Source organism: Cupriavidus sp. GW823-FHT07A04, from assembly GCF_058794615.1.
The window spans coordinates 307,749-328,005 of the sequence record NZ_JBXAHA010000009.1 but is presented as its reverse complement, the minus strand read 5'-3'; the positions used below and the strand labels follow the sequence as shown (position 1 = coordinate 328,005).

The window sequence follows — 20,257 nt, the reverse complement described above, 5'->3', positions numbered from 1 at the left end:
ATGATGTGGGATTGGCACGCCAGCCTGCCCGCGCAGGATCTCGCCGCCCGTGCGCGTGCCTGCGACACACGCCTGCCCGGCGTCGACTCCCTGCTGCTGACCGGCGCCACCGGCTTTATCGGCGGCAATGTGATGGTGGCCGCCATCAACGCCGGCCTGGCCCGGCGCTTGCTCTGCCTGGTGCGCGGCGTGGATGCCGCAGATGCACTGGCTCGCCTGCGCGAGAACGCCATCCAGTGCGGCCTGTTGCGCAGCCGGGTGGACTGGCTCACCGAGGACAACGTATTGCTTGGCGCGCTGGACAGCGATTTTTCGCCTGCTGCGCAGGCGCGCCTAGCTGGCGTCACCCATGTGATCAACTGCGCCGCGATGGCCTCGTTCTCCGCCGATGCGCAGGTCACGCGCATCAACGTGCAAGATACGTTGCGCTTTGCCTCGCACTTCGCGGGCAGCGCAGCCTTGCAGCGCTTCATTCATGTCGGCACCGCGATGGCTTGCGGCACGCAGCGCGGGCCGAGGATTGCCGAGCGGGATGCCGGCCATGGCGGCACCAGTGATCTCGGCCACCTGGTGCCTTACACGCGCAGCAAGCAGGAGGTGGAGGTGCTGCTGCGCCACAGCTTCCCCGACCTGCCGCTCGTGGTGGCGCGTCCCTCCATCGTGGTGGGGCATACCGTGCTGGGCACGCAGCCCTCGGCCAGCATCTTCTGGCTCTTCCGTATCATCCATCAGTCGCGCCGCTATACCGCGGGCCCGCTTACCCGCATCGACGTGATCGCGGTGGACGACTGCGCGCGGGCGCTGCTGCGGCTCGCGGTGAAGCCCGAACTAGCCTTCGATGCCTACCATCTCTCGGCCGGCGCGCGCGCGCCCACCATCGCGCAGGTGATTGCCGCCATGGACGAGGCGGTCTCGAGCGATGGCGAGCCAGCTTATCGCAGGTGCCCTGCCAGCGAGCTGCCTGCGCTGGCGAGTGACGTGGCACGCAAGGAGCGCAACAGCAACCGGCGCCTGATCGAGCGCGCACTGCGGCTGTACTCGGGCTTTGCCGAGCTTGGCTATGTCTTCGATAACGGGCGCATCCGGGAGGAGATCGATTTCGAGCCCTTGTCGATCACGGACTATGTCAGCGAATGCATGCGCACGTCGCGCGGCGTTGGCATCCTCGAGCAGATGAGTTGGGATTTCAAGTCATGACGGGCATGCGCTCCGCCGTGGCCGCTTGCGTCGACATCGGCCGAGGCATGGTGCTGGCCGGCGGGCTCTGTGCCGTGCTGGCCGCCTGCGGCGGGGACGAGGGCGGGCAGGCACAGGGCGAGCGCTACCGCGCGCAGATTCGCCGCACGAGCTACGGTGTGCCGCATGTGATGGCCAACGATGAAGCGGGCCTGGGCTTCGGCGTGGGCTATGCGCAGGCGGAGGATAGCGTGTGCGTGCTGGCCGACCAGTTCCTGACAGTGGCGGGCGAGCGCGCGCGCTACCTGGGCGGCAGCGCAATGGCTGACCCGGACCGGCTCTTCGACAACCGCGGCTCCGATTTTTTCTACGCGCAGCTCAACCAGGCCAGCGCGCTTGACGACGCGTGGCGCGCGCAGCCGCCCGAAGTGCGCCAACTGCTCAAGGGCTATGCGGCGGGCTACAACCGCTTCCTGAAGGAAGCCGGCCGGCTGGCGTTGCCTCAGGCCTGCCGCAACGCGCCGTGGGTGCGGGATATCACCGAGCGCGACCTGTTGCGCCTGATGCGCTTCTACACCTCGCTGGACGGCGCGGTGGCTTTCGCCCCAGGGTTGGTGGCTGCCGAGCCGCCGCGCGCCGATGCAGCGCCCGAGCCGGCGCGCCGTGCGCGGGTGGCGCTCGCGCAAGCGGCGGTGGCAGGGCGCGCGAGCGCCTATCGGACCGGCAGCAACGGCGTGGCCCTGGGCCGCGATGCTACCGAGAATGGCCAGGGCATGCTGCTGGGCAATCCCCACTTTCCCTGGCAAGGCATTACGCGCATGGTGCAGCTGCATCTCACGCTGCCGGGCCGCATGGATGTGATGGGCGCCACGCTGCCGGGCATCCCGCTGGTTGGCATCGGCTTCACGCGCGAGTTTGCCTGGACCCACACCACGACGTCCTCCGCGCATGAAACCTTGTTCGAGCTGGAGCTCGATCCGGCCGATCCCACGCGCTACCGCGTGGGCGGCGCCTACCGGCCGATGCGGCGCCAGCTGGTGACGATCGACGTGCGCCGCGCCGACGGTACCATCGCGCAAGAGTCGCACACGTTCTACTTAAGCGATTTCGGCATGGTGCTGGCGCTGCCGGACATCGTGCCAGGTTACGGCTGGACCACGGCCAAGGCCTACGCCTTGCGCGATGCCAATACCGAGAATCACCGGATGCTGGCCCAGTGGCATGCGATGAACAGTGCGCGTTCGCTGCGACAGCTCAGGGAGTCGGTCGAGCGTGTCCTGGGCAATCCGTGGAACAACACCATCGCGGTGGACAGCGGCGGCACGGCATTGTTCATGGCGGCAACGCCGGTGCCGAATGTCAGCGAGGCTCAGCTTGCCCAATGCGGGCGAGGCACGGCGGCAGGCAGGTTTGTGCTGCGCGGCACGCAGTTGTGCCATTGGGGCGATTATCCAGACACCCCGCAACGCGGCATCGTTGACGCCGCGCATCTGCCGGCCATCGAGCGCCACGACTACGTGCAGAACGCGAACGACAGCGCCTGGCTGACCCAGCCGGCCGCGCCGATCACCGGGTACTCGCCACTGGTGAGCCAGTCCGGCTATCCGCAAGGCGGGCGTACGCGCATTGGCATCGCGCAGCTGGAAGCCCGGCTCGCTGGCAGCGATGGCCTGCCGGGGCGCCACATGTCGCTGGCGCAGTTCAAGGCCATGGCGCTCAGCAATCGCGTGTACTTCGCGGAGCAGGTGATGGATGACGTGCTCACGTTGTGTCGCGCCACGCCGGTAGCGCTGACGCGCGATGGCGTGCCGGTCAGGCTGGGGGCCGCCTGCGAACGCCTGGCGCAATGGGACCGAAAGGCCGAGCTGAGCAGCAACATCGGCTATCTCTACTTCGAGAAATTCTTCGCCGCCATCAGCACGCACCCCTCGGTCTGGGGCGTGCCGTTCGATGCGCGCGATCCGGCCCGCACGCCGCGCGGCCTGAAGCTGGGCGATGCCGGCGTCGCGGGGCAGCTGCGGCGGGCGCTGGCCGACGCGGTGCATGCGGTGGATAGCACTGGCATGCGGCCCGGTATCACCTGGGGCGAGGTGCAGGGCGCACAGCGCGGCACGCGCAGGGTTCCCATCCATGGTGGCGCCGATGCGCTGGGTGTCTACAACATGATGGAAACCCGGGACCTGCCCGATGGCAAGCGCGAGGTCGTGCATGGCACCAGTTACCTGCAAGTGGTGTCGTTCAGCGTTGCGGGGCCGCATGCCGAAGCGTTCCTTGCCTATTCGCAGTCGTCGGATCCGACGTCGCCGCATGCAGCCGACCAGACCGAGCGCTTTTCCGACAAGCGCTGGATTGCCTTGCCATTTACCGACGCGCAGATTAACGCCGACCCTGGTTTCAGCGAGAGGCAGATCGCGCAATGAAGGGGCCCCTGGCCGTGGCACGCTTGCCGGCCTGGCACTGGCGCGAACGTGATGCTGGCGGTACTTGCCGCCGGCGCATGAGCTAGGGCGAGATAGGCCGGCACTGGCCGTGCCGGCCCGGCGAGCCGCGCGTGGCGTACCTTACGATGCGGCGCCTGTAGAAGTGTTACTCTTTTGAGTGATGCCTACCAGGAGATCACCGTGAGCCGCAAAACCCCCATCGAGCGCTATCGGAACATCGGTATCAGCGCGCACATCGACGCTGGCAAGACCACCACCACCGAACGCATCCTCTTCTACACCGGGGTCAACCACAAGATCGGCGAAGTCCACGACGGCGCAGCCACCATGGATTGGATGGAGCAGGAGCAGGAGCGCGGCATCACCATCACCTCGGCCGCCACCACGGCGTTCTGGAAGGGGATGGCCGGCAATTATCCTGAACATCGCATCAATATCATCGACACCCCCGGGCACGTGGATTTCACGATCGAGGTGGAGCGCTCGATGCGCGTGCTCGATGGTGCCTGCATGGTCTATGACGCGGTGGGCGGCGTGCAGCCGCAGTCGGAAACGGTCTGGCGCCAGGCCAACAAATACAAGGTGCCGCGCATCGCCTTTGTCAACAAGATGGACCGCGTCGGCGCGGACTTCTTCCGGGTGCGCTCGCAGATTGCCGAGCGGCTCAAGGGCACGCCGGTGCCGGTCCAGATACCGATCGGCGCCGAGGAAGGCTTCCAGGGGGTGATCGACCTGGTCAAGATGAAGGCGACCGTCTGGGACGACACCAGCCAGGGGCTGCACTTCGAATATCGCGAGGTGCCGCCCGAACTGCTGGAACTGGCCAAGGAATGGCGCGAGAAGATGGTCGAGGCCGCGGCGGAAGCCAGCGATGAGCTGCTGCACAAGTACCTCGGCGGCGAGCTGCTGACGGAGGACGAGATCAGGGCCGCGCTGCGCAAGCGCACCGTTGCCAACGAGATCGTACCGATGCTGTGCGGCAGCGCGTTCAAGAACAAGGGCGTGCAGACGCTGCTCGATGCGGTGATCGACTACCTGCCGTCGCCGGCGGACGTGCCCGCGATTCTCGGCCATACCGAGGACGACAAGGAGGCTGAGCGCCATCCCAATGACGACGAGCCGTTCTCCGCGCTGGCCTTCAAGATCATGACCGATCCCTTCGTCGGGCAGTTGATCTTCTTCCGCGTCTACTCGGGCGTGGTGAACTCCGGCGACACGGTCTACAACCCGGTCAAGGAAAAGAAGGAGCGGCTGGGGCGGATCCTGCAGATGCACGCCAATGTGCGCAGCGAAATCAAGGAAGTGCGCGCTGGCGACATTGCTGCGGCGGTAGGGCTGAAAGAGGCCACCACCGGTGACACGCTATGCGATCCCGATCATGTGATCATCCTCGAACGCATGAGCTTCCCGGACCCGGTGATCTCGCAGGCGGTCGAGCCCAAGACCAAGGCCGACCAGGAGAAGATGGGCCTGGCGCTGAATCGCCTGGCGCAGGAAGACCCTTCGTTCCGCGTGCATACCGACGAGGAGTCGGGCCAGACCATTATCTCTGGCATGGGCGAGCTTCACCTGGAAATCCTGGTCGATCGCATGCGCCGCGAGTTTGGTGTGGAGGCCTCGGTCGGCAAGCCGCAGGTGGCTTACCGCGAGACCATCAAGCAGGGGGTGAAGGACATCGAAGGCAAGTTCGTCAAGCAGTCCGGTGGGCGCGGCCAGTACGGCCACGTGGTGCTCGATCTGGCGCCGCAGGCGCCGGGCAAGGGCTATGAGTTCGTCGATGCCATCAAGGGCGGCGTGGTGCCGCGCGAGTTCATTCCCGCCGTGGACAAGGGCATCCGCGAAACGCTGGCGTCGGGCGTGCTGGCCGGCTACCCGGTGGTGGACGTCAAGGCCACGCTGGTGTTCGGCTCCTATCACGATGTCGACTCCAACGAGAATGCCTTCCGCATGGCCGGCTCGATGGCGTTCAAGGAGGGCATGCGCCGCGCCAAGCCGATCCTGCTCGAGCCGATGATGGCAGTGGAGGTCGAAACGCCCGAGGAATTCACTGGCAACGTGATGGGCGACCTGTCATCGCGCCGGGGCATCGTGCACGGCATGGAGGACATCGCGGGCGGAGGCGGCAAGTCGGTGCGCGCAGAAGTGCCGCTGGCCACCATGTTCGGCTACTCGACCTCGCTGCGGTCCCTGACCCAGGGCCGCGCCACCTACACCATGGAGTTCAAGCACTACACGGAAGCCCCGGCGAGCGTGGCCGAGGCAGTCATCAACAGCCGGCACACGCGCTAGCGCGCATGGAATGGCAGGGCAGGGAAATGGCGCCGCGCGCCACGCGGCGCCGCTTCGACTTGACGGGAGAGTGCAATGGCCAAGCATCCGTTTTCCCAATTCCCCGAGGACGAACAACGAGAAGTCGTGGCCCTGTGCACGCGGCTCGGCTTTGTGCCGGGGGACTTCGAGATCTCCGACGAAGGCTTCCAGCCCGATGACGGCGACCCGGCGCAACGCCAGGTCAGCGTGCGGCGCCCCGCAATGGACGCGCAGAGCGCCTATGATGCGAGCGAAGGGGCCGGCTGGATCGAGGAGTTCGAGAGCGATCTCGAGTGCGGCCTGTTCGGGCAACCTTCAAGGCAGGCGCCAGCCTAGTGTCCACGCATCGGCGCGGCGTCCTGCCGCGCCACGAAAATAATTTGGAGATAATCTATGCAGCAGGGTTTGCCGGCTGGCGTGTCAGCGCTTGTGCGTTCTTTCTGGCCATCTTTTTCGTCTGCCTGCCCGTCGGGTTTTGCCTCATCGTCCCCGGCCGTGCATGCCGGCAGGCGCAGGCAACTTGCCGCATGGCTCGCCACCGCGCTCCTTGGCCTGCCGGCGTTGGTCGCGGCACAGGCCGTGGATAGCTATCCCTCCAAGCCGATTCGCGTCGTGGTGCCTTATTCGGCGGGCGGCGGCGCGGACAACGCGGCGCGCGTCATCACCGCTCAGATGAGCGTGCTGCTCAAGCAGCAGGTGGTGATCGACAACAAGCCGGGCGCCAGCGGCACCATCGGCGCCGCGGCGGTCGCGCAGGCGCCGGCCGATGGCTATGTGGTGCTGTACGACGCGTCCACTTTCGTTGTCAATCCGGCGCTGCGCAAGCTGCCGTTCGATGCGGCCAAGGATTTCCTGCCGGTCTCGCTGGCGGTCACGGCGCCCAATATCCTGGTGGTGCCGCCCAACGCCCCCTACAAGACGGTTGGCGAGTTCCTCGGCTACGCACGTCAGCATCCCGGCAAGACAACCTACGCGTCGTACGGTCCCGGCAGCCCCGCTCACATGGTTGGAGAACTGCTCAAGAGCCAGGCCAAGGTCGACCTGCTGCATGTGCCGTACAAAGGCGGCGCGCCGGCGCTGACCGACGTGATGGGCGGACAGGTCGATGCCTACTTCGCCAACGCGGCGTCGGGCTTGCCCTATGTGAAGGCCGGCAAGCTGCGGGCGCTGGCCGTGACTTGCGCCAAGCGCATGCCGGCGTTGCCCGACGTGCCGACGTTGGTGGAAAGCGGGCTGGCGGGCTTCGACGTGCTGGAGTGGAATGGTTTCTTCGTGCCCAAGGGCACGCCGCCGCAGGTGGTGGAGCGGCTGGCGTCGGCCGTGCAGGCCGCGGTCAGCGATCCCAAGGTTCATGCCCGGTTGCTGGATCTTGGTGTGGTGCCGGTCGGCAGCGGTCCACAGGCCTTCGGGCAATTCCTGCAAACCGAGCTGACGCGCTGGGCGCGGCTGGTCAAGCAGAACGGCATTGCGATCGAGTAGGGGGGCTGGGCGGGCGGGATGTGGCTGCGGGGCTTGGACCCGCAGCGGTTCCGCGGCCGGGCGCGGCGTTACGATGCCGAAGCACGATGCATCGAAGAAGGTAGACGTACAAATGGAAAAGGCCCGCAATTTCTTGCGGGCCCTTCACATTCTTTGGCTCCCCGAGCTGGGCTCGAACCAGCGACCTGCGGATTAACAGTCCGTCGCTCTACCAACTGAGCTATCAGGGAACAGCTGAGAAAAGGATTGTAACCAGTTTCTCGTTTATCCGTCAACACCTGCGCTGTAATTTCTTACTGCCGGTACTGCGGAACTTCTGGTTCCGCCCCGATGTTCCGAGGCAGGGCCGCATTATAGAAGGTCTTTCAGGTCTTTGCCATAAAAAAACCGCCCCGAAGGGCGATTTTTTTTCCACGCGCTGAGTCAGGCGCGCCAGGTTCAGTCGAACACCGGCGAATCGACACCGAGGATCTTGTGCAGCTTTGGCGAGGTGGTCGTGTACTGCATGTGGATCTTCTTCTCGGGGAAGATGTAGGGCGCGGCGCCGAAGGCAGCCAGCGCGGCTTCATGGAAGCCCGAGAGGATCAGCTTCTTCTTGCCGGGGTAGGTGTTGATGTCACCCACCGCGAAGATGCCCGGGATGTTGGTCTCGAACTTCTCCGTGTCCACCTTGATCTGCTTGCGCTCCAGGTCCAGGCCCCATTCGGCGATCGGGCCCAGCTTGGGCGACAGGCCGAAGAACACCAGCAGGTCGTCGAGCGGCAGGCGGCGGGTCACGCCGTCGGCGCCCGTCACCTTGATCTCCGTGAGCAGGCCGTCCTTTTCCTCATAGCCGCTGATTTGGCCCACCAGGAACTGCATCTCCATCTGCTCGCACAAGTCCTTCATCTTGGCGACCGATGCCGGCGCGGCGCGGAAGCCGTCGCGGCGATGGATCATCACCACCGATTCGGCCTTGCCGACCAGGTCCAGCGTCCAGTCGAGCGCGGAGTCGCCACCACCGACCACGACCAGGTTGCGGCCGTGGAAGCGGCTCGGATCCTTGACGCGGTAGAACAGCTGCTTGCCGTCGAACTTGTCGATGCCGTCCACCTTGACCGTGCGTGGCTGGAATGAACCCACGCCGGCGGCGATGAAGATGGTCTTGGTGATGAAGCGGGTGCCGAGCGAGGTTTCGACGAAGAAGCGGCCATCTTCGCGGCGCTCCACCACGGCCACTTCCTGGCCCAGGTGGAAGGTCGGCTCGAACGGCTCGATCTGCTTGAGCAGGTTGTCCGTCAGTTCCTGGCCGGTGCAGATGGGCACGGCCGGGATGTCGTAGATGGGCTTGTCCGGATAGAGCTCCACGCACTGGCCGCCAACCACCTTGAGGGAGTCGATCACGTGCGCCTTGATTTCGAGCAGGCCCAGTTCGAAGACCTGGAAGAGTCCGACCGGACCGGCACCGACGATCAGCGCGTCGATTTCCAGCGGGTGACCGCCGCCAGCGTTGCCGGCGGCAACGTGGTTGGTGGCGTCGGCAACGGGGTTAGGGATGCTCAAGTCCATATTCGTCCTGATACGTTGTGGGCACAGGCGTGCCCGGCATTACGGGAAAGCGCGTGGGTGGGGACGGCTTTCTGACCTGTCTTTTGGCGTTGCAGGTATCAGCGTTGCAGGTACTGCAGCTTCTCGGCCGTGTCCTTCCATTCCTCGGCTTCGGCCAGCGGGGCCTTGGTCTTGGTGATGGAGGGCCAGTTGCGTGCCAGCTCGGCGTTCAGGTCGATGAACTGTTGCTGGTCGCCCGGCACGTCTTCCTCGGCGTAGATCGCGTTGACCGGGCATTCCGCCACGCACACCGCGCAATCGATACACTCATCCGGGTCGATGGCGAGGAAGTTGGGGCCTTCGCGGAAACAATCGACCGGACACACGTCAACGCAGTCGGTATAGCGGCAACGGATGCAGGATTCGGTGACAACGTGAGTCATTTCGGTTCCAGAAAAACGGGATCGGCTTCGATGGGAATGGATTTGGCCTGTTGTGCCTTGCTCATCACGCCGGTGCGGACCCAACCCAGAGTTCACCGGGTTCACCATACGCGGCGCGAGCGAAGGCCGTGGCCTATCAAAGACCGATATTGTAGCTGAGCCATAACGCTAGGGTAGTCGCTCTATATAGCCAGATCAGATAGTTTTCTTATTTCTTTATGTGCATTTGATCCGAGACAGTTGGCGTCACGCCTGCCGATGTGCTTTTCTGGCCGGTGCGGCGTTGCCGTTGTATGCTGCCTGAGCTTGCCTGCGCGGTATTGCCGCGTGCCTAACCGAGTGAGGAGTGCTCCATGCCAAGACCAGTCCGGGAGTCGCCGCGCAACTGCCGTTTCAGCCAGGCGGTGAGCGCGTTGCTATGCCTGGCGGCGCTGGCCATGCCTGCCGCGCATGCGCAGACCCTGGCCAAGGCCGGACCGCCGGACAGCGTGGTGGCCCGCCTGATGGCCTGGCGCATGATGAGCGACAGGCCGGTATCGCTGAGTGCGCTGGCACTCTTCGACTGGGATGATTTCGGCGTGGTGGTCGAGGCGGCGGGGGAGGGCATGGCCAACTGCGGCCAGGCCGGCTTCCTGCCATGCGACGCCAGCCTGCAGCCCGAACGCGGCGCGCCGGTGCAGGTGCTGGTGTTCCGTCGCGGCACGCAGCGGGTCTACCAGGAGCGCATCACGGCCCGTTCGGCAACCTTCGCCGAACCGCTGCCCGCCGAAGTGCCCCGGGCGCAGGCCACGCTGGTTGGCTGCCCTGGCTATCGCGGGCAGGTCCTGTGGTGCCTGCGCGGCAGCGCGCGGGGCCGCCAGCCTGATCCTTTCCTCGATGGCGCATGAGGCCGGCGTGGCCGATGCGGCTCCATAGCTTGAGCGCCGCGCTTTCGGGTAGCATGGCGCTCTGACCCGGCACTGCCGTTTGGCCCGACATGATCATTACCTCATTGCTCGACACCGACCTGTACAAGTTCACCATGATGCAGGTGGTGCTGCATCACTTCCCGGCGGCGCAGGTCGAATACCGCTTCAAATGCCGTAACGCGGGGGTCGACCTGACGCCCTACGTGGACGAGATCCGCGAAGAAGTGGCGCAGCTCTGCCAGGTCCGCTTTACGCCGGACGAGCTGCAATACCTGCGCGAGCTACGCTTTATCAAGAGCGATTTCGTCGACTTCCTCGGCCTGTTCCACCTCAACGAGAAATACGTGACGATCGCGCCGGCCGCTCCCGGCAGCGGCGAGATCGAGATCACCATCCGCGGGCCGTGGCTGCATACCATCCTGTTCGAGGTGCCGTTGCTGGCCATCGTCAACGAGGTCTATTTCCGCCGCACCCAGCCGCAACCTGACTGGAGCGAGGGGCGCAAGCGCCTGGAAGACAAACTGGCCTTGCTGAAGATGCCTGCCCACGCGGACTGCGTGATCGCCGACTACGGCTCGCGTCGCCGCTTTTCGCGCGACTGGCAGGAGGAGGTGTTGCGGACCATGCGCCGGGTACTCGGCCCGCAACTGGCCGGCACCAGCAATGTGCATTTCGCGCGCACGCATAACCTGGTTCCGCTCGGCACCATGGCGCATGAATACCTGCAGGCCTGCCAGGCCCTGGGGCCGCGGCTGCGCGACTCGCAGGTGTTCGCGCTGGAAGTCTGGGCCAAGGAATACCGAGGCGATCTCGGCATTGCCTTGTCCGACACCTATGGCTTCGACGCCTTCCTGCGCGATTTCGACCTGTACTTCTGCAAGCTGTTCGACGGCGTGCGGCACGATTCCGGCGACCCCATCGCCTGGGGCGAACGCATGCTGGCACACTACGCCGCCAGCCGCGTCGACCCGTTGGGCAAGACGCTGATCTTCAGCGACAGCCTCGACATCCCGCGCGTGATCGAGCTGTACGAGCGCTTTGGCGGGCGCTGCCGGCTTGCCTTTGGCGTGGGCACCAACCTGACCAACGATCTGGGCTACACGCCGCTGCAGATTGTCATCAAGATGACCCGCTGCAATGGCCAGCCAGTGGCCAAGCTGTCGGACACGCCCGAGAAGACCATGTGCGACGATCCCGCCTACCTGGCGTACCTGCGGCAGGTGTTCGGCATCAAGGCGCCGGCGTAGCGCTCGAGTTCGATGCAGGCGCGCCGTTGCTGCAGCCCACAGATCCCTAAGCCACTAAGTCACGAAGCCTCCAACCTCCGGAAACCGACTCATGGATACCACCTCCGCCCGCGATCGCATCTTTGCCCGCATCCGCGCCGCCCAGGGCCGCGCGCCCGGGGTGAGCAACGGCGAGCGCGCGGCGGTGGCCGACTATCTCGCGCGCCATCCCGCCGGGCCCCGTCCGCCGGCGCCGGTGGACCGGATCCAGGCCTTCCACGAACAGGCGCAGAAAATGGCTTCTACGGTGGAGCGGGTGGCCACGATGGCCGATGTGCCAGCCGCGGCCGCGCGCTACCTGGACAGCCTTGGCCTGGCGCGCCGCGCCGTGGCCTGGGATACCCTGGCGGCACTGGACTGGCAAGGGCAGGGCTTGATCGTGGAGTGCCGCCCGCCCATCCGCGACGCGCAGGCCGATCACGACCATGGCGACATGGTCGGCATCACGGGCTGCTTTTGCGCGATCGCCGAGACCGGCTCGCTGATGCTGCTGTCCGGCCCGCAGACCTTCGCTTCGGCGGCGCTGCTGCCGGAGACGCATATCGCGGTGGTGCCGGTCTCGCGCATCGTCGATGGCCTGGAGGACGCCTTCGCGCTGGTGCGCAGCGAGCGCGGGGAGCTGCCCCGTGCTACCAATACCATCAGCGGGCCCTCGCGCACCGGCGACATCGAGCAGACCATCGTGCTCGGCGCGCACGGCCCTTACCGCGTGCACGTGATCCTCGTCGAGCAGGACTGAGCGCGGTAGTCCAGGGCGTCCGGAATCGGCGGTGCCGCGCGGCGATTGCTTTACACTTGAGGGTCTCGCCGCGCGCCTGCGGCCCGCTTGCCGGGCCATTCGGGCTCGTGCGCTTTCTCCGCTCGCGGCCGCCATCAGGCCCGGGTGACGCAATCCGATACAAGGAGATCCCGCCCGATGCGACGTGCCCCCGCACTGCTGTCCCTGCTGGCCCCGCTGTTGTTCACCCTGCTGTTCACGCTGGCGCCGAGCCTGGCTCATGCCGCCGATCTCGATGGCGCCACGCTGTCGCCAATGTGGGCGTTGCCCTTCGCCGGCACCTTGCTGTCGATCGCGCTGTTCCCGTTGATCGCGCCGCGCTTCTGGCATCACCACTACGGCAAGATCATCGCAGCCTGGGCAGTGCTGTTCCTGGTACCGTTCGCGCAGGCCTTCGGCATGCATGCCGCCGCCGCCAATGCCGTGCACGCGCTGCTGTCGGAGTACATCCCCTTTATCGCGCTGATCGCCGCACTCTATATCGTGGCCGGCGGCATCTGCGTGCGTGGCAACCTGCATGGCACGCCGCGCCTGAATACCGGCCTGCTTGCACTCGGCACGGTGCTGGCCAGCCTGATGGGCACCACCGGCGCCGCCATGCTGCTGATCCGGCCGCTGCTGCGCGCCAACGACAACCGCAGGCATGTGGCGCACGTGGTGGTGTTCTTTATTTTCCTGGCGGCCAATGCGGGTGGCGCGCTGACGCCGCTGGGCGATCCGCCGCTGTTCCTGGGTTTCCTGAAAGGCGTGGATTTTTTCTGGACCCTGCGCAACATCCTGCCCGAGACGCTGTTCATCTGCATCGCGCTGCTGGTGATTTTCTATTTCGTCGATCGCTACTACTACCTGAACAAGGAAGAAGAGTTGCCGCAGGCAGCGGACCCCACGCCCGATTCCGCGGGCATCCGCATTGAAGGCAAGCGTAATTTCGTGCTGCTGCTGGCGGTGGTGGGCCTGGTGCTGATGAGCGGGCTGTGGAAGCCCGGTATCGAGTTCAACGTGATGGGCACCATGGTCGGCCTGCCGGCGGCGGTGCGCGATGTGTTGCTGGTGGTGGTGGCGCTCGTGTCCCTGGCAATCACGCCGAGCACGGCGCGCACGGGCAACGAGTTCAACTGGGAACCGATCCTGGAAGTCGGCAAGCTGTTCGCCGGCATATTCCTCACCATCATTCCCGTGATCGCCATGCTCAAGGCCGGTACCGACGGCGCCTTCGCCAGCGTGATCCGCATGGTCAGCGATAGCGGCGGCCAGCCCATCGACAGCATGTACTTCTGGGCCACGGGCATTCTTTCGTCTTTCCTGGACAATGCGCCGACCTACCTGGTGTTCTTCAACACCGCGGGCGGCGATCCCGCCACGCTGATGACGCGCGATGCCTCAACGCTCGCGGCCATCTCGGCCGGCGCCGTGTTCATGGGCGCCAATACCTATATCGGCAACGCGCCCAACCTGATGGTCAAGGCAATTGCCGAAAGCCGCGGCGTGCGCATGCCCAGCTTCTTCGGCTACATGCTGTGGTCGATCTGCGTGCTGGTGCCGCTGTTCCTGGTGATGACCTTTATCTTCTTCCGCGTGTGAGTGTGAGCATGACCAAGCCTTCCGTTCTCGTGACCCGCGCCGTCTTTCCCGAAGTGATCGAACGGCTCGCGCAGTACTTCGACGTCGACGACAACCAGCCGGACGTGGCGCTGGATGGCGCCGCGCTCAAGGCGCGCCTCGCCGGCAAGGCCGGTGTCCTGGCCAATGCCGCGGACCGCATCGATGCCGGCCTGGTGGCCGGGTTGCCGGCCTTGCGCGCGGTCTGCAACATGGCGGTGGGGTACAACAACCTCGATGTGCCGGCGTTGACCGCCGCCGGGATCGTGGCCACCAATACGCCCGATGTGCTGACCGAGACCACGGCCGATTTCGGCTGGGCCTTGCTGATGGCGACCGCGCGCCGTGTGACCGAGTCCGAGCATTGGCTGCGCGCTGGCAAGTGGGAGCGGTGGAGCTACGACATGTTCCTCGGCATGGACCTGTACCGCAGCACGCTTGGCATCCTTGGCATGGGCCGCATCGGCCAGGCCCTGGCACGCCGCGCTGCGGGGTTTGGCATGTCGGTGCTCTATCACAACCGCAGCCGTTTGCCCGAGGACACCGAGCGCGCGCTAAACGCGCGCTATGTCAGCAAGGCCGAGCTGCTGGCACAGTCCGATCATGTGCTGCTGGTGCTGCCGTATAGCGCGCAGAGCCATCACAGTATCGGCGCCGCCGAGCTGGCGCAGATGAAGCCGTCGGCCACGCTGGTCAACCTGGCGCGCGGCGGTGTGGTCGACGACGCTGCGCTGGCCCGGGCGCTGCGCGAACGGCGCATCTTTGCTGCCGGGCTCGACGTATTCGAGGCAGAGCCACAGGTCCATCCCGACCTGCTGACGGTGCCCAACGTGGTGCTGACCCCGCATATCGCCAGTGCCTCGGAGAAGACCCGCCGCGCCATGGCGGATCTGGCCGCTGACAACCTGATCGCCGCGCTCGGCGTGGGACCGCAGGCAGGGCAACCGCCTTCCGTGATCAATCCCGAAGTGATGGCGCGCCGCCGCTGATCCTCTCGCTGCCAATACCTGCCAACCTATTCATGACTTTGATTTCCCTGTTGACCCTGGTCCTTGCACTGGCAGCCGTACTGCTGCTGGTGGTGTTGCTGCTGCGGCCGCGCGTTGCACAGGACGGCGCCGGCCCGGAGCTGCTGCGCCAGCTCGCCGATCTGCGCGCCGAAGGCGCGCGCGGCAATGAGCGCCTGGAGCGTGAGCTGCGCACCGAGGTCACTGAGAGCGCGCGCGTTGGCCGTGGCGAAGCCGGCCAGCAGATGATGCGTTTCCAGCAGGCTCTGTCCTCGCAGCTCACCAGCATCGCCACGCTGCAGAACAACCAGATCGACATGTTCGCGCAGCAGCTTGCCAAGCTGACCGAGTCCAACGCCCAGCAGCTCGAGCAGGTCCGGCAGAACCTGCTGCAACAAGGCCAGCAGGCGCGCGACGAGCAAGGCAGCGCGTTGCGCCGATTTGGCGACGGGCTGCAGCAGCAACTGGCGCAGATGTCCGAGGGCAACGAGCGCCGCCTGGGCGAAGTGCGCGCCACGCTTGAGCAACGGCTCAAGGAGATCGAGGTCAACAACGCGGCCAAGCTCGAGGAGATGCGCCGCACCGTCGACGAGAAGCTGCACGCCACGCTGGAGCAGCGGCTGGGCGAGTCCTTCAAGCTGGTCTCGGACCGGCTCGAGCAGGTGCACCGGGGCCTTGGCGAAATGCAGGCGCTGGCTCAGGGCGTGGGCGACCTCAAGCGGGTGCTGACCAACGTCAAGTCGCGCGGGACATGGGGCGAAGTGCAGCTGGAGATGCTGCTAGAGCAGGTGCTAACCGCCGAGCAGTACGCCAAGAACGTGGAGACGGTGCGCAATACCGGTGCGCGCGTGGAGTTTGCGATTCGCCTGCCGGGCAAGGACGCTGCCGGCGGGCAGGTGTGGCTGCCCATTGATGCCAAGTTCCCGAAGGAACAGTACGAGCGCCTGCTCGACGCGCAGGAGCGCGGCGATGTCGATGGCGTGGCGCTGGCCGGGCGCGAACTGGAAGCCGCGATCAAGCGCGAGGCTCAGACGATCTCCGAGAAATATGTGTCGCCGCCGGCGACGACGGACTTCGCCATCCTCTTTCTCCCCACCGAGGGGTTGTATGCCGAAGTCTTGCGGCGCCCGGGGCTGGCCGACCTGCTGCAACGCAATTTCCGCGTCACGGTAGCCGGGCCGACCACGCTGGCCGCGTTGCTTAACAGTTTGCAGATGGGGTTTCGCACCCTGGCGCTGGAGCGCCGCTCAAGCGAAGTCTGGGAGGTGCTGGGCGCGGTCAAGACCGAGTTCGGCAAGTTCGGCGATGTGCTGGCCAAGACCCGCGATACGCTGGAACGCGCTGCCCGCAACATCGAGCAGGCCGAGGTGCGTACGCGCCAGATGGAGCGCAAGCTGCGCACCGTGGAAGCGCTGCCGGGCGAGAACGCGCAGGAACTGCTTGGCCTGGCCGCTGTGGTGGATGACGAGACCGCAGGCGGTTGAGGGGCAAAGAACGCTGGGCAAAAAAAAGCGCATCGATTCGATGCGCTTTTTACATTCCGGCGGCTGGCCGTTTCAGGACAAGTCGCGGATTGTCACCTCGATGCCGCCAAAACGCGCTGCCACCCAGTTGTAGGCCTTGCAGGCCAGCCACAGCAGGCCGAAACCGATCAGCGCATTGAGAATCAGTGCCGTGAAGACGGTGATCCCGGGCAGGTCGCCATAGCGGATAAAGGCCACGAACAGCCCCAGCGAGACGATGGGTACCGAAAAGCACAGGTACACGAGCACGAGCGCGCGGGCGGTTTTGACCGGGTGGAGGTACGCAATCTCCTGATTCATGACAGCTTGGGCAGTAAGCAAAGTAATGTTGCGCAAGTGTATCCAATGGGGGAGGCGGCGCATAGTCCGGCACTCGCGGGGTACGGAAAACCGCCGATCTGCTTGCTAAACCCCGGCAAAACTGCTGCGCAAAAACGACACAAAGGTGCAGCCGGCGTACCGTGGCGGGCTTTCTGCCAGCGCTTACATCAGCCCGTCGAACAGCATGACTTCAACCTCGTCGCCGGCGGCGACCATGCCCTGTTCGTGCCCGAGCACGATGAAGCAATTGGCCTCGCTCATCGAGCGCAGCACGCCCGAGCCCTGCTGCCCGGTGATGCTAACCTGCCAGCCGCCCTCCGGGGCAGGCGCCAGGATGCCGCGCTGGTACTCGGTGCGGCCAGGTTTCTTGCGGATCGCCTGGGCGCTGCGCACGCGCATCAGAGGCAGGGGCGCCACCTTGGCGCCCATCTGGCGGTGCAGGGCGGCCCGCACGAAATGATAGAACGTCACCATCACCGCCACGGGGTTGCCCGGCAGGCCGAACAGCAGCGCTTCGCGGCCGTGAGAAGCGATGCGCCCGAAGGCCATGGGCCGGCCGGGGCGCATGGCGATCTTCCAGAAGGTCACATCGCCAAGCTGGGCCATGATCTGCTTGGTGTAGTCGGCTTCTCCCACCGAGACACCGCCCGAGGTGATGACCGCGTCGGCGTTTTCGCACGCGCTGCGCAACGCCGCTTCGAGCGCGGCGGGATCATCGTGCACCACGCCCATGTCAATCAGGTCCACGTTCAGCCGCCGCAGCATGCCGTGCAGCGTGTAGCGGTTTGAGTCGTAGACGCAGCCCGCATCGAGCGGCTCGCCAATGGAGCGCAGTTCGTCCCCGGTGGAGAAGAACGCCACGCGCAGGCGGCGCCGCACCTTGACTTCGGCCACGCCCAGCGACGCCAGCAGCCCGAGGTCGGCCGGCTGCAGGATGCGCCCGGCGGCCAGTGCCGGCTGGCCGATGGCGAGGTCTTCGCCCCGCAGGCGGCGGTTGTCGCCGGCCCGTACCGCCTTGGCATCAAAGCGAATCAGCTCGCCCTCGACGTCGACGAATTCCTGTGGAATCACGGTGTCGCAGCCGGCCGGCATGATGGCGCCCGTCATGATGCGCGCTGCCTGCCCGCGCGCAACCGCTTGCTCGCAGGCAGCGCCGGCGAAGGCGCTGCCGACCACAGCCAGGGTCACGTTGCCGCCCGCGGCCAACTCGCTGCTGGCGAACGCATAGCCGTCCATGGCGGAGTTGTCGTGCGCAGGCACGTCCAGCATGGAGATGACGTCTTCGGCCAGCACGCGGTCGAGCGCGGTGCGCAGGGCGACCTGCTCGGTGCCCCTCACGGGCTCGACCACCTCGCCGATGATCTGGTTGGCCTGCGCCACCGGCAACGCACCGGGATCGTAGTCGGACAGGCAGGAAATGACGGATTGTAGTGATGGCATGGACCGTTCCCGGGGCAGCGGCCTGGCTTGGGTTGTCAGCGCGCCTCGAGCGTGCGCAACTCATCCAGGGTATTGATATTGGCGAAGGCGCCGGCGTCTTCGAACAGCACTTCGGCCAGGCGGTGCGAGGCGGCCCAGGTTTCGATCTTGCGGCCGCCGCCGTTGAGGAAAGCCACCAGGCCGTCGAGCGCCGTGACCGGCATCAGGCAAAACACCGGCTGGACCTGCCGGCGGCCATCCGCGTCGATGGTGACGGGAATGGCCATCTCGGCGCCTTGCGCGTCGATCGCGCTCGCCAGGCGCGCGGCCAGGTCGGATGGCAGGAAAGGCGAGTCGCAGGGCGCGCTCAGCATCCAGCCCGTCTGGCACTGTTCCAGCCCGGCCAGCATGCCAGCCAGGGGCCCGGCGAAGTCCGGCACCGAATCGGTGACCACCGGCACGCCGAAGGACTCATACGCGGCCAGGTTGCGGTTGGCGTTGATCAGCATGCCGCCGGTCTGCGCGGACAGGCGCATCAGCGTATGCATTGCCATGGGCGCGCCACGAAACGGCTGCAGGCCCTTGTCGGTGCCGCCCATGCGGCTGCCCCTGCCGCCGGCCAGGATCAGGCCGGTAATGTCTTCGCGAGAAATCATCGGGGGATGGGAGGATAGGGTGATGGGTTGGGCGGGGTGGCTGTCGTCAGCCGCCAATATAGGACATCTCGATCTTGTTCTCGGCACGCGCCTGCCGCACCGCGGGGTCGCTGCGCTGTTCGGAGTAGTGATCGGTGCGCCCTTGCCAGACCCCGGCAATGGCGTTCGAGATTTCCAGGTCGCTGTGCTCGCCGCGCAACAGCGCGCGCAGGTCGTAGCCTTCGGTGGCGAACAGGCACAGGTAGAGCCGGCCTTCGGTTGACAGGCGGATGCGGCTGCAGTCGCCGCAGAAGGCGTGGGTCACGCTGGAGATCACGCCGATCTCGCCGGCGCCGTCGCGGTAGCGCCAGCGCTCGGCGGTCTCGCCGCTGTAGTTGGCTGGGATGGCTTCCAACGGGAAGGCCTCGTGGATGCGGCGCACTACTTCGGCCGAGGGCAGCACCTCGTCCATCTGCCAGTGGTTGCTTGCGCCCACGTCCATGAACTCGATAAAGCGCATGATGATGCCGCTGCCGCGGAAATGTGCGGCCATCGGCACGATTTCCCCATCGTTGGTGCCGCGCTTGACCACCATGTTGACCTTGATCGGCGCCAGGCCGGCCGCCTGGGCGGTCTCGATGCCGTCCAGCACGTCGCGCACCGCGAAGTCGACATCGTTCATGCGGCGGAAGGTGGCGTCGTCGATGGCGTCCAGGCTCACGCTCACCCGCGTCAGGCCTGCATCGCGTAGCGTGCGCGCCTTGCGGGCCAGCAGCGAGGCGTTGGTGGTGAGGGTGAGGTCCAGTGGTTTGCCGGACACCGTATCGATACGCGCCAGCATTTCCACCAGCTTCTCGATGTTCTTGCGCAGCAGCGGCTCGCCGCCGGTCAGGCGGATCTTCTCGACGCCGTGCGCAACGAAGAGGCGAGCCGCGCGCTCGATTTCCTCGAAGCTCAGCAACTCGGAATGGGGCAGGAAGGTGTAGTCCTTGTCGAACACTTCCTTGGGCATGCAGTAGACGCAGCGGAAATTGCAGCGATCCGTGACCGAGATACGCAGATCATGGAGCGGCCGGCCGCGCGTGTCGGCAACCAGCCCGGACGGTGCGGTGAGCACGGCCGGAATGCTTGGCGTCATCGAGCGGTAGCGATGATCGCGCAGGTCGAAAATGGGAATGACGGATTCGGTCATGGCCTGGGGGCGTGGCAGTGCGGGTGACGGGCGGTTCTGGCGCGATTGCATGGGGCAGCATCGCCCGTTCCGGGCACCATCTTTCGGGTGCCATCTATTTGTCATTCTAGCCGAGCCGGGCATGGTACCGCCGGCATCACCCGGGACATTGCCCGCAAACAAAGCCCGCAGGCATGAAAAAGGGACGGCATTGCCGTCCCTTTTCTTGCTACC

17 protein-coding genes and 1 tRNA gene are annotated in these 20,257 nt (G+C 65.8%); 11 read left to right on the top strand and 7 right to left on the bottom strand.

Annotation, left to right across the window (positions count from 1 at the left end; genetic code table 11):
* The 5 genes from AC1Q7Q_RS18090 (at position 1) to AC1Q7Q_RS18070 (ending at position 7,406) form a co-directional block, all read left to right on the top strand.
* Positions 1-1,197: an SDR family oxidoreductase gene (locus AC1Q7Q_RS18090; RefSeq protein WP_492376258.1), complete on the top strand. Its 1,197-nt coding sequence runs from the start codon at positions 1-3 to the stop codon at positions 1,195-1,197.
* Positions 1,179-3,596 carry a penicillin acylase family protein gene (locus tag AC1Q7Q_RS18085; RefSeq protein WP_492376257.1) on the top strand — a complete coding sequence of 806 codons (2,418 nt, stop codon included), beginning with the start codon at positions 1,179-1,181 and terminating at the stop codon, positions 3,594-3,596. Before AC1Q7Q_RS18090 ends, AC1Q7Q_RS18085 begins: the two co-directional genes overlap by 19 nt.
* Before the next feature lie 201 nt (positions 3,597-3,797).
* Complete coding sequence (fusA, locus tag AC1Q7Q_RS18080; RefSeq protein WP_416049202.1) at positions 3,798-5,906, top strand: elongation factor G; 2,109 nt, start codon at positions 3,798-3,800, stop codon at positions 5,904-5,906.
* A 75-nt stretch (positions 5,907-5,981) separates the two neighbouring features.
* Complete coding sequence (locus tag AC1Q7Q_RS18075; protein ID WP_492376256.1) at positions 5,982-6,263, top strand: hypothetical protein; 282 nt, start codon at positions 5,982-5,984, stop codon at positions 6,261-6,263.
* 216 nt (positions 6,264-6,479) lie between these two features.
* Positions 6,480-7,406, top strand: coding sequence for a tripartite tricarboxylate transporter substrate binding protein (locus tag AC1Q7Q_RS18070; protein ID WP_492387193.1), 927 nt, complete (start codon positions 6,480-6,482; stop codon positions 7,404-7,406).
* A 154-nt stretch (positions 7,407-7,560) separates the two neighbouring features.
* Here AC1Q7Q_RS18070 and AC1Q7Q_RS18065 read toward each other — a convergent pair.
* The 3 genes from AC1Q7Q_RS18065 to fdxA all read right to left on the bottom strand — a co-directional run bounded on the left by AC1Q7Q_RS18065 (position 7,561) and on the right by fdxA (position 9,376).
* A tRNA-Asn gene (locus tag AC1Q7Q_RS18065) sits at positions 7,561-7,636 on the bottom strand.
* Between the two features lie 208 nt (positions 7,637-7,844).
* A complete protein-coding gene (locus AC1Q7Q_RS18060; RefSeq protein WP_150983139.1) occupies positions 7,845-8,954 on the bottom strand; it encodes an NAD(P)/FAD-dependent oxidoreductase in 1,110 nt (369 codons plus the stop codon).
* Between the two features lie 98 nt (positions 8,955-9,052).
* Complete coding sequence (fdxA, locus tag AC1Q7Q_RS18055; protein WP_043347955.1) at positions 9,053-9,376, bottom strand: ferredoxin FdxA; 324 nt, start codon at positions 9,374-9,376, stop codon at positions 9,053-9,055.
* Between the two features lie 353 nt (positions 9,377-9,729).
* On the opposite strand from fdxA, the gene AC1Q7Q_RS18050 reads away from it, so the two are divergent.
* The 6 genes from AC1Q7Q_RS18050 to AC1Q7Q_RS18025 all read left to right on the top strand — a co-directional run bounded on the left by AC1Q7Q_RS18050 (position 9,730) and on the right by AC1Q7Q_RS18025 (position 16,438).
* Positions 9,730-10,263, top strand: a complete 534-nt coding sequence (locus AC1Q7Q_RS18050) for a hypothetical protein (RefSeq protein WP_492374610.1) — start codon at positions 9,730-9,732, stop codon at positions 10,261-10,263.
* 89 nt (positions 10,264-10,352) lie between these two features.
* A complete protein-coding gene (gene pncB / locus AC1Q7Q_RS18045) occupies positions 10,353-11,531 on the top strand; it encodes a nicotinate phosphoribosyltransferase (protein ID WP_150983141.1) in 1,179 nt (392 codons plus the stop codon).
* A 91-nt stretch (positions 11,532-11,622) separates the two neighbouring features.
* Positions 11,623-12,309 (top strand): LutC/YkgG family protein, encoded by a 687-nt coding sequence (locus AC1Q7Q_RS18040; RefSeq protein ID WP_492374609.1) that lies wholly within the window; start codon positions 11,623-11,625, stop codon positions 12,307-12,309.
* 177 nt (positions 12,310-12,486) lie between these two features.
* Complete coding sequence (locus AC1Q7Q_RS18035; protein WP_492374608.1) at positions 12,487-13,929, top strand: sodium:proton antiporter; 1,443 nt, start codon at positions 12,487-12,489, stop codon at positions 13,927-13,929.
* A gap of 8 nt (positions 13,930-13,937) precedes the next feature.
* Complete coding sequence (locus tag AC1Q7Q_RS18030) at positions 13,938-14,936, top strand: 2-hydroxyacid dehydrogenase (RefSeq protein WP_492374607.1); 999 nt, start codon at positions 13,938-13,940, stop codon at positions 14,934-14,936.
* 32 nt (positions 14,937-14,968) lie between these two features.
* Complete coding sequence (locus AC1Q7Q_RS18025; protein ID WP_492374606.1) at positions 14,969-16,438, top strand: DNA recombination protein RmuC; 1,470 nt, start codon at positions 14,969-14,971, stop codon at positions 16,436-16,438.
* 72 nt (positions 16,439-16,510) lie between these two features.
* On the opposite strand, the gene AC1Q7Q_RS18020 is transcribed toward AC1Q7Q_RS18025, so the two are convergent.
* The 4 genes from AC1Q7Q_RS18020 to moaA form a co-directional block, all read right to left on the bottom strand.
* Complete coding sequence (locus AC1Q7Q_RS18020) at positions 16,511-16,777, bottom strand: hypothetical protein (RefSeq protein WP_006158586.1); 267 nt, start codon at positions 16,775-16,777, stop codon at positions 16,511-16,513.
* 183 nt (positions 16,778-16,960) lie between these two features.
* Complete coding sequence (gene moeA / locus AC1Q7Q_RS18015) at positions 16,961-18,238, bottom strand: molybdopterin molybdotransferase MoeA (RefSeq protein ID WP_492374605.1); 1,278 nt, start codon at positions 18,236-18,238, stop codon at positions 16,961-16,963.
* Between the two features lie 35 nt (positions 18,239-18,273).
* Positions 18,274-18,873 (bottom strand): molybdenum cofactor guanylyltransferase MobA, encoded by a 600-nt coding sequence (mobA, locus tag AC1Q7Q_RS18010; protein ID WP_183034275.1) that lies wholly within the window; start codon positions 18,871-18,873, stop codon positions 18,274-18,276.
* A 46-nt stretch (positions 18,874-18,919) separates the two neighbouring features.
* Entirely contained in the window at positions 18,920-20,044 is a 1,125-nt protein-coding gene (moaA, locus tag AC1Q7Q_RS18005; RefSeq protein ID WP_492374604.1) for a GTP 3',8-cyclase MoaA, read from the bottom strand.
* Positions 20,045-20,257: the final 213 nt, after the last annotated feature.

What these genes read in the sequence shown, in the direction of transcription:
- AC1Q7Q_RS18035 (WP_492374608.1), top strand. Translation starts at nt 12,487, where the DNA reads ATGCGACGTGCCCCCGCACTGCTGTCCCTGCTGGCCCCGCTGTTGTTC.
- AC1Q7Q_RS18075 (WP_492376256.1), top strand. Translation starts at nt 5,982, where the DNA reads ATGGCCAAGCATCCGTTTTCCCAATTCCCCGAGGACGAACAACGAGAA.
- mobA (WP_183034275.1), bottom strand. Translation starts at nt 18,873, where the DNA reads ATGATTTCTCGCGAAGACATTACCGGCCTGATCCTGGCCGGCGGCAGG.
- AC1Q7Q_RS18025 (WP_492374606.1), top strand. Translation starts at nt 14,969, where the DNA reads ATGACTTTGATTTCCCTGTTGACCCTGGTCCTTGCACTGGCAGCCGTA.
- moeA (WP_492374605.1), bottom strand. Translation starts at nt 18,238, where the DNA reads ATGCCATCACTACAATCCGTCATTTCCTGCCTGTCCGACTACGATCCC.
- AC1Q7Q_RS18030 (WP_492374607.1), top strand. Translation starts at nt 13,938, where the DNA reads ATGACCAAGCCTTCCGTTCTCGTGACCCGCGCCGTCTTTCCCGAAGTG.
- AC1Q7Q_RS18060 (WP_150983139.1), bottom strand. Translation starts at nt 8,954, where the DNA reads ATGGACTTGAGCATCCCTAACCCCGTTGCCGACGCCACCAACCACGTT.
- fdxA (WP_043347955.1), bottom strand. Translation starts at nt 9,376, where the DNA reads ATGACTCACGTTGTCACCGAATCCTGCATCCGTTGCCGCTATACCGAC.
- AC1Q7Q_RS18090 (WP_492376258.1), top strand. Translation starts at nt 1, where the DNA reads ATGATGTGGGATTGGCACGCCAGCCTGCCCGCGCAGGATCTCGCCGCC.
- moaA (WP_492374604.1), bottom strand. Translation starts at nt 20,044, where the DNA reads ATGACCGAATCCGTCATTCCCATTTTCGACCTGCGCGATCATCGCTAC.
- AC1Q7Q_RS18050 (WP_492374610.1), top strand. Translation starts at nt 9,730, where the DNA reads ATGCCAAGACCAGTCCGGGAGTCGCCGCGCAACTGCCGTTTCAGCCAG.
- pncB (WP_150983141.1), top strand. Translation starts at nt 10,353, where the DNA reads ATGATCATTACCTCATTGCTCGACACCGACCTGTACAAGTTCACCATG.
- AC1Q7Q_RS18040 (WP_492374609.1), top strand. Translation starts at nt 11,623, where the DNA reads ATGGATACCACCTCCGCCCGCGATCGCATCTTTGCCCGCATCCGCGCC.
- AC1Q7Q_RS18020 (WP_006158586.1), bottom strand. Translation starts at nt 16,777, where the DNA reads ATGAATCAGGAGATTGCGTACCTCCACCCGGTCAAAACCGCCCGCGCG.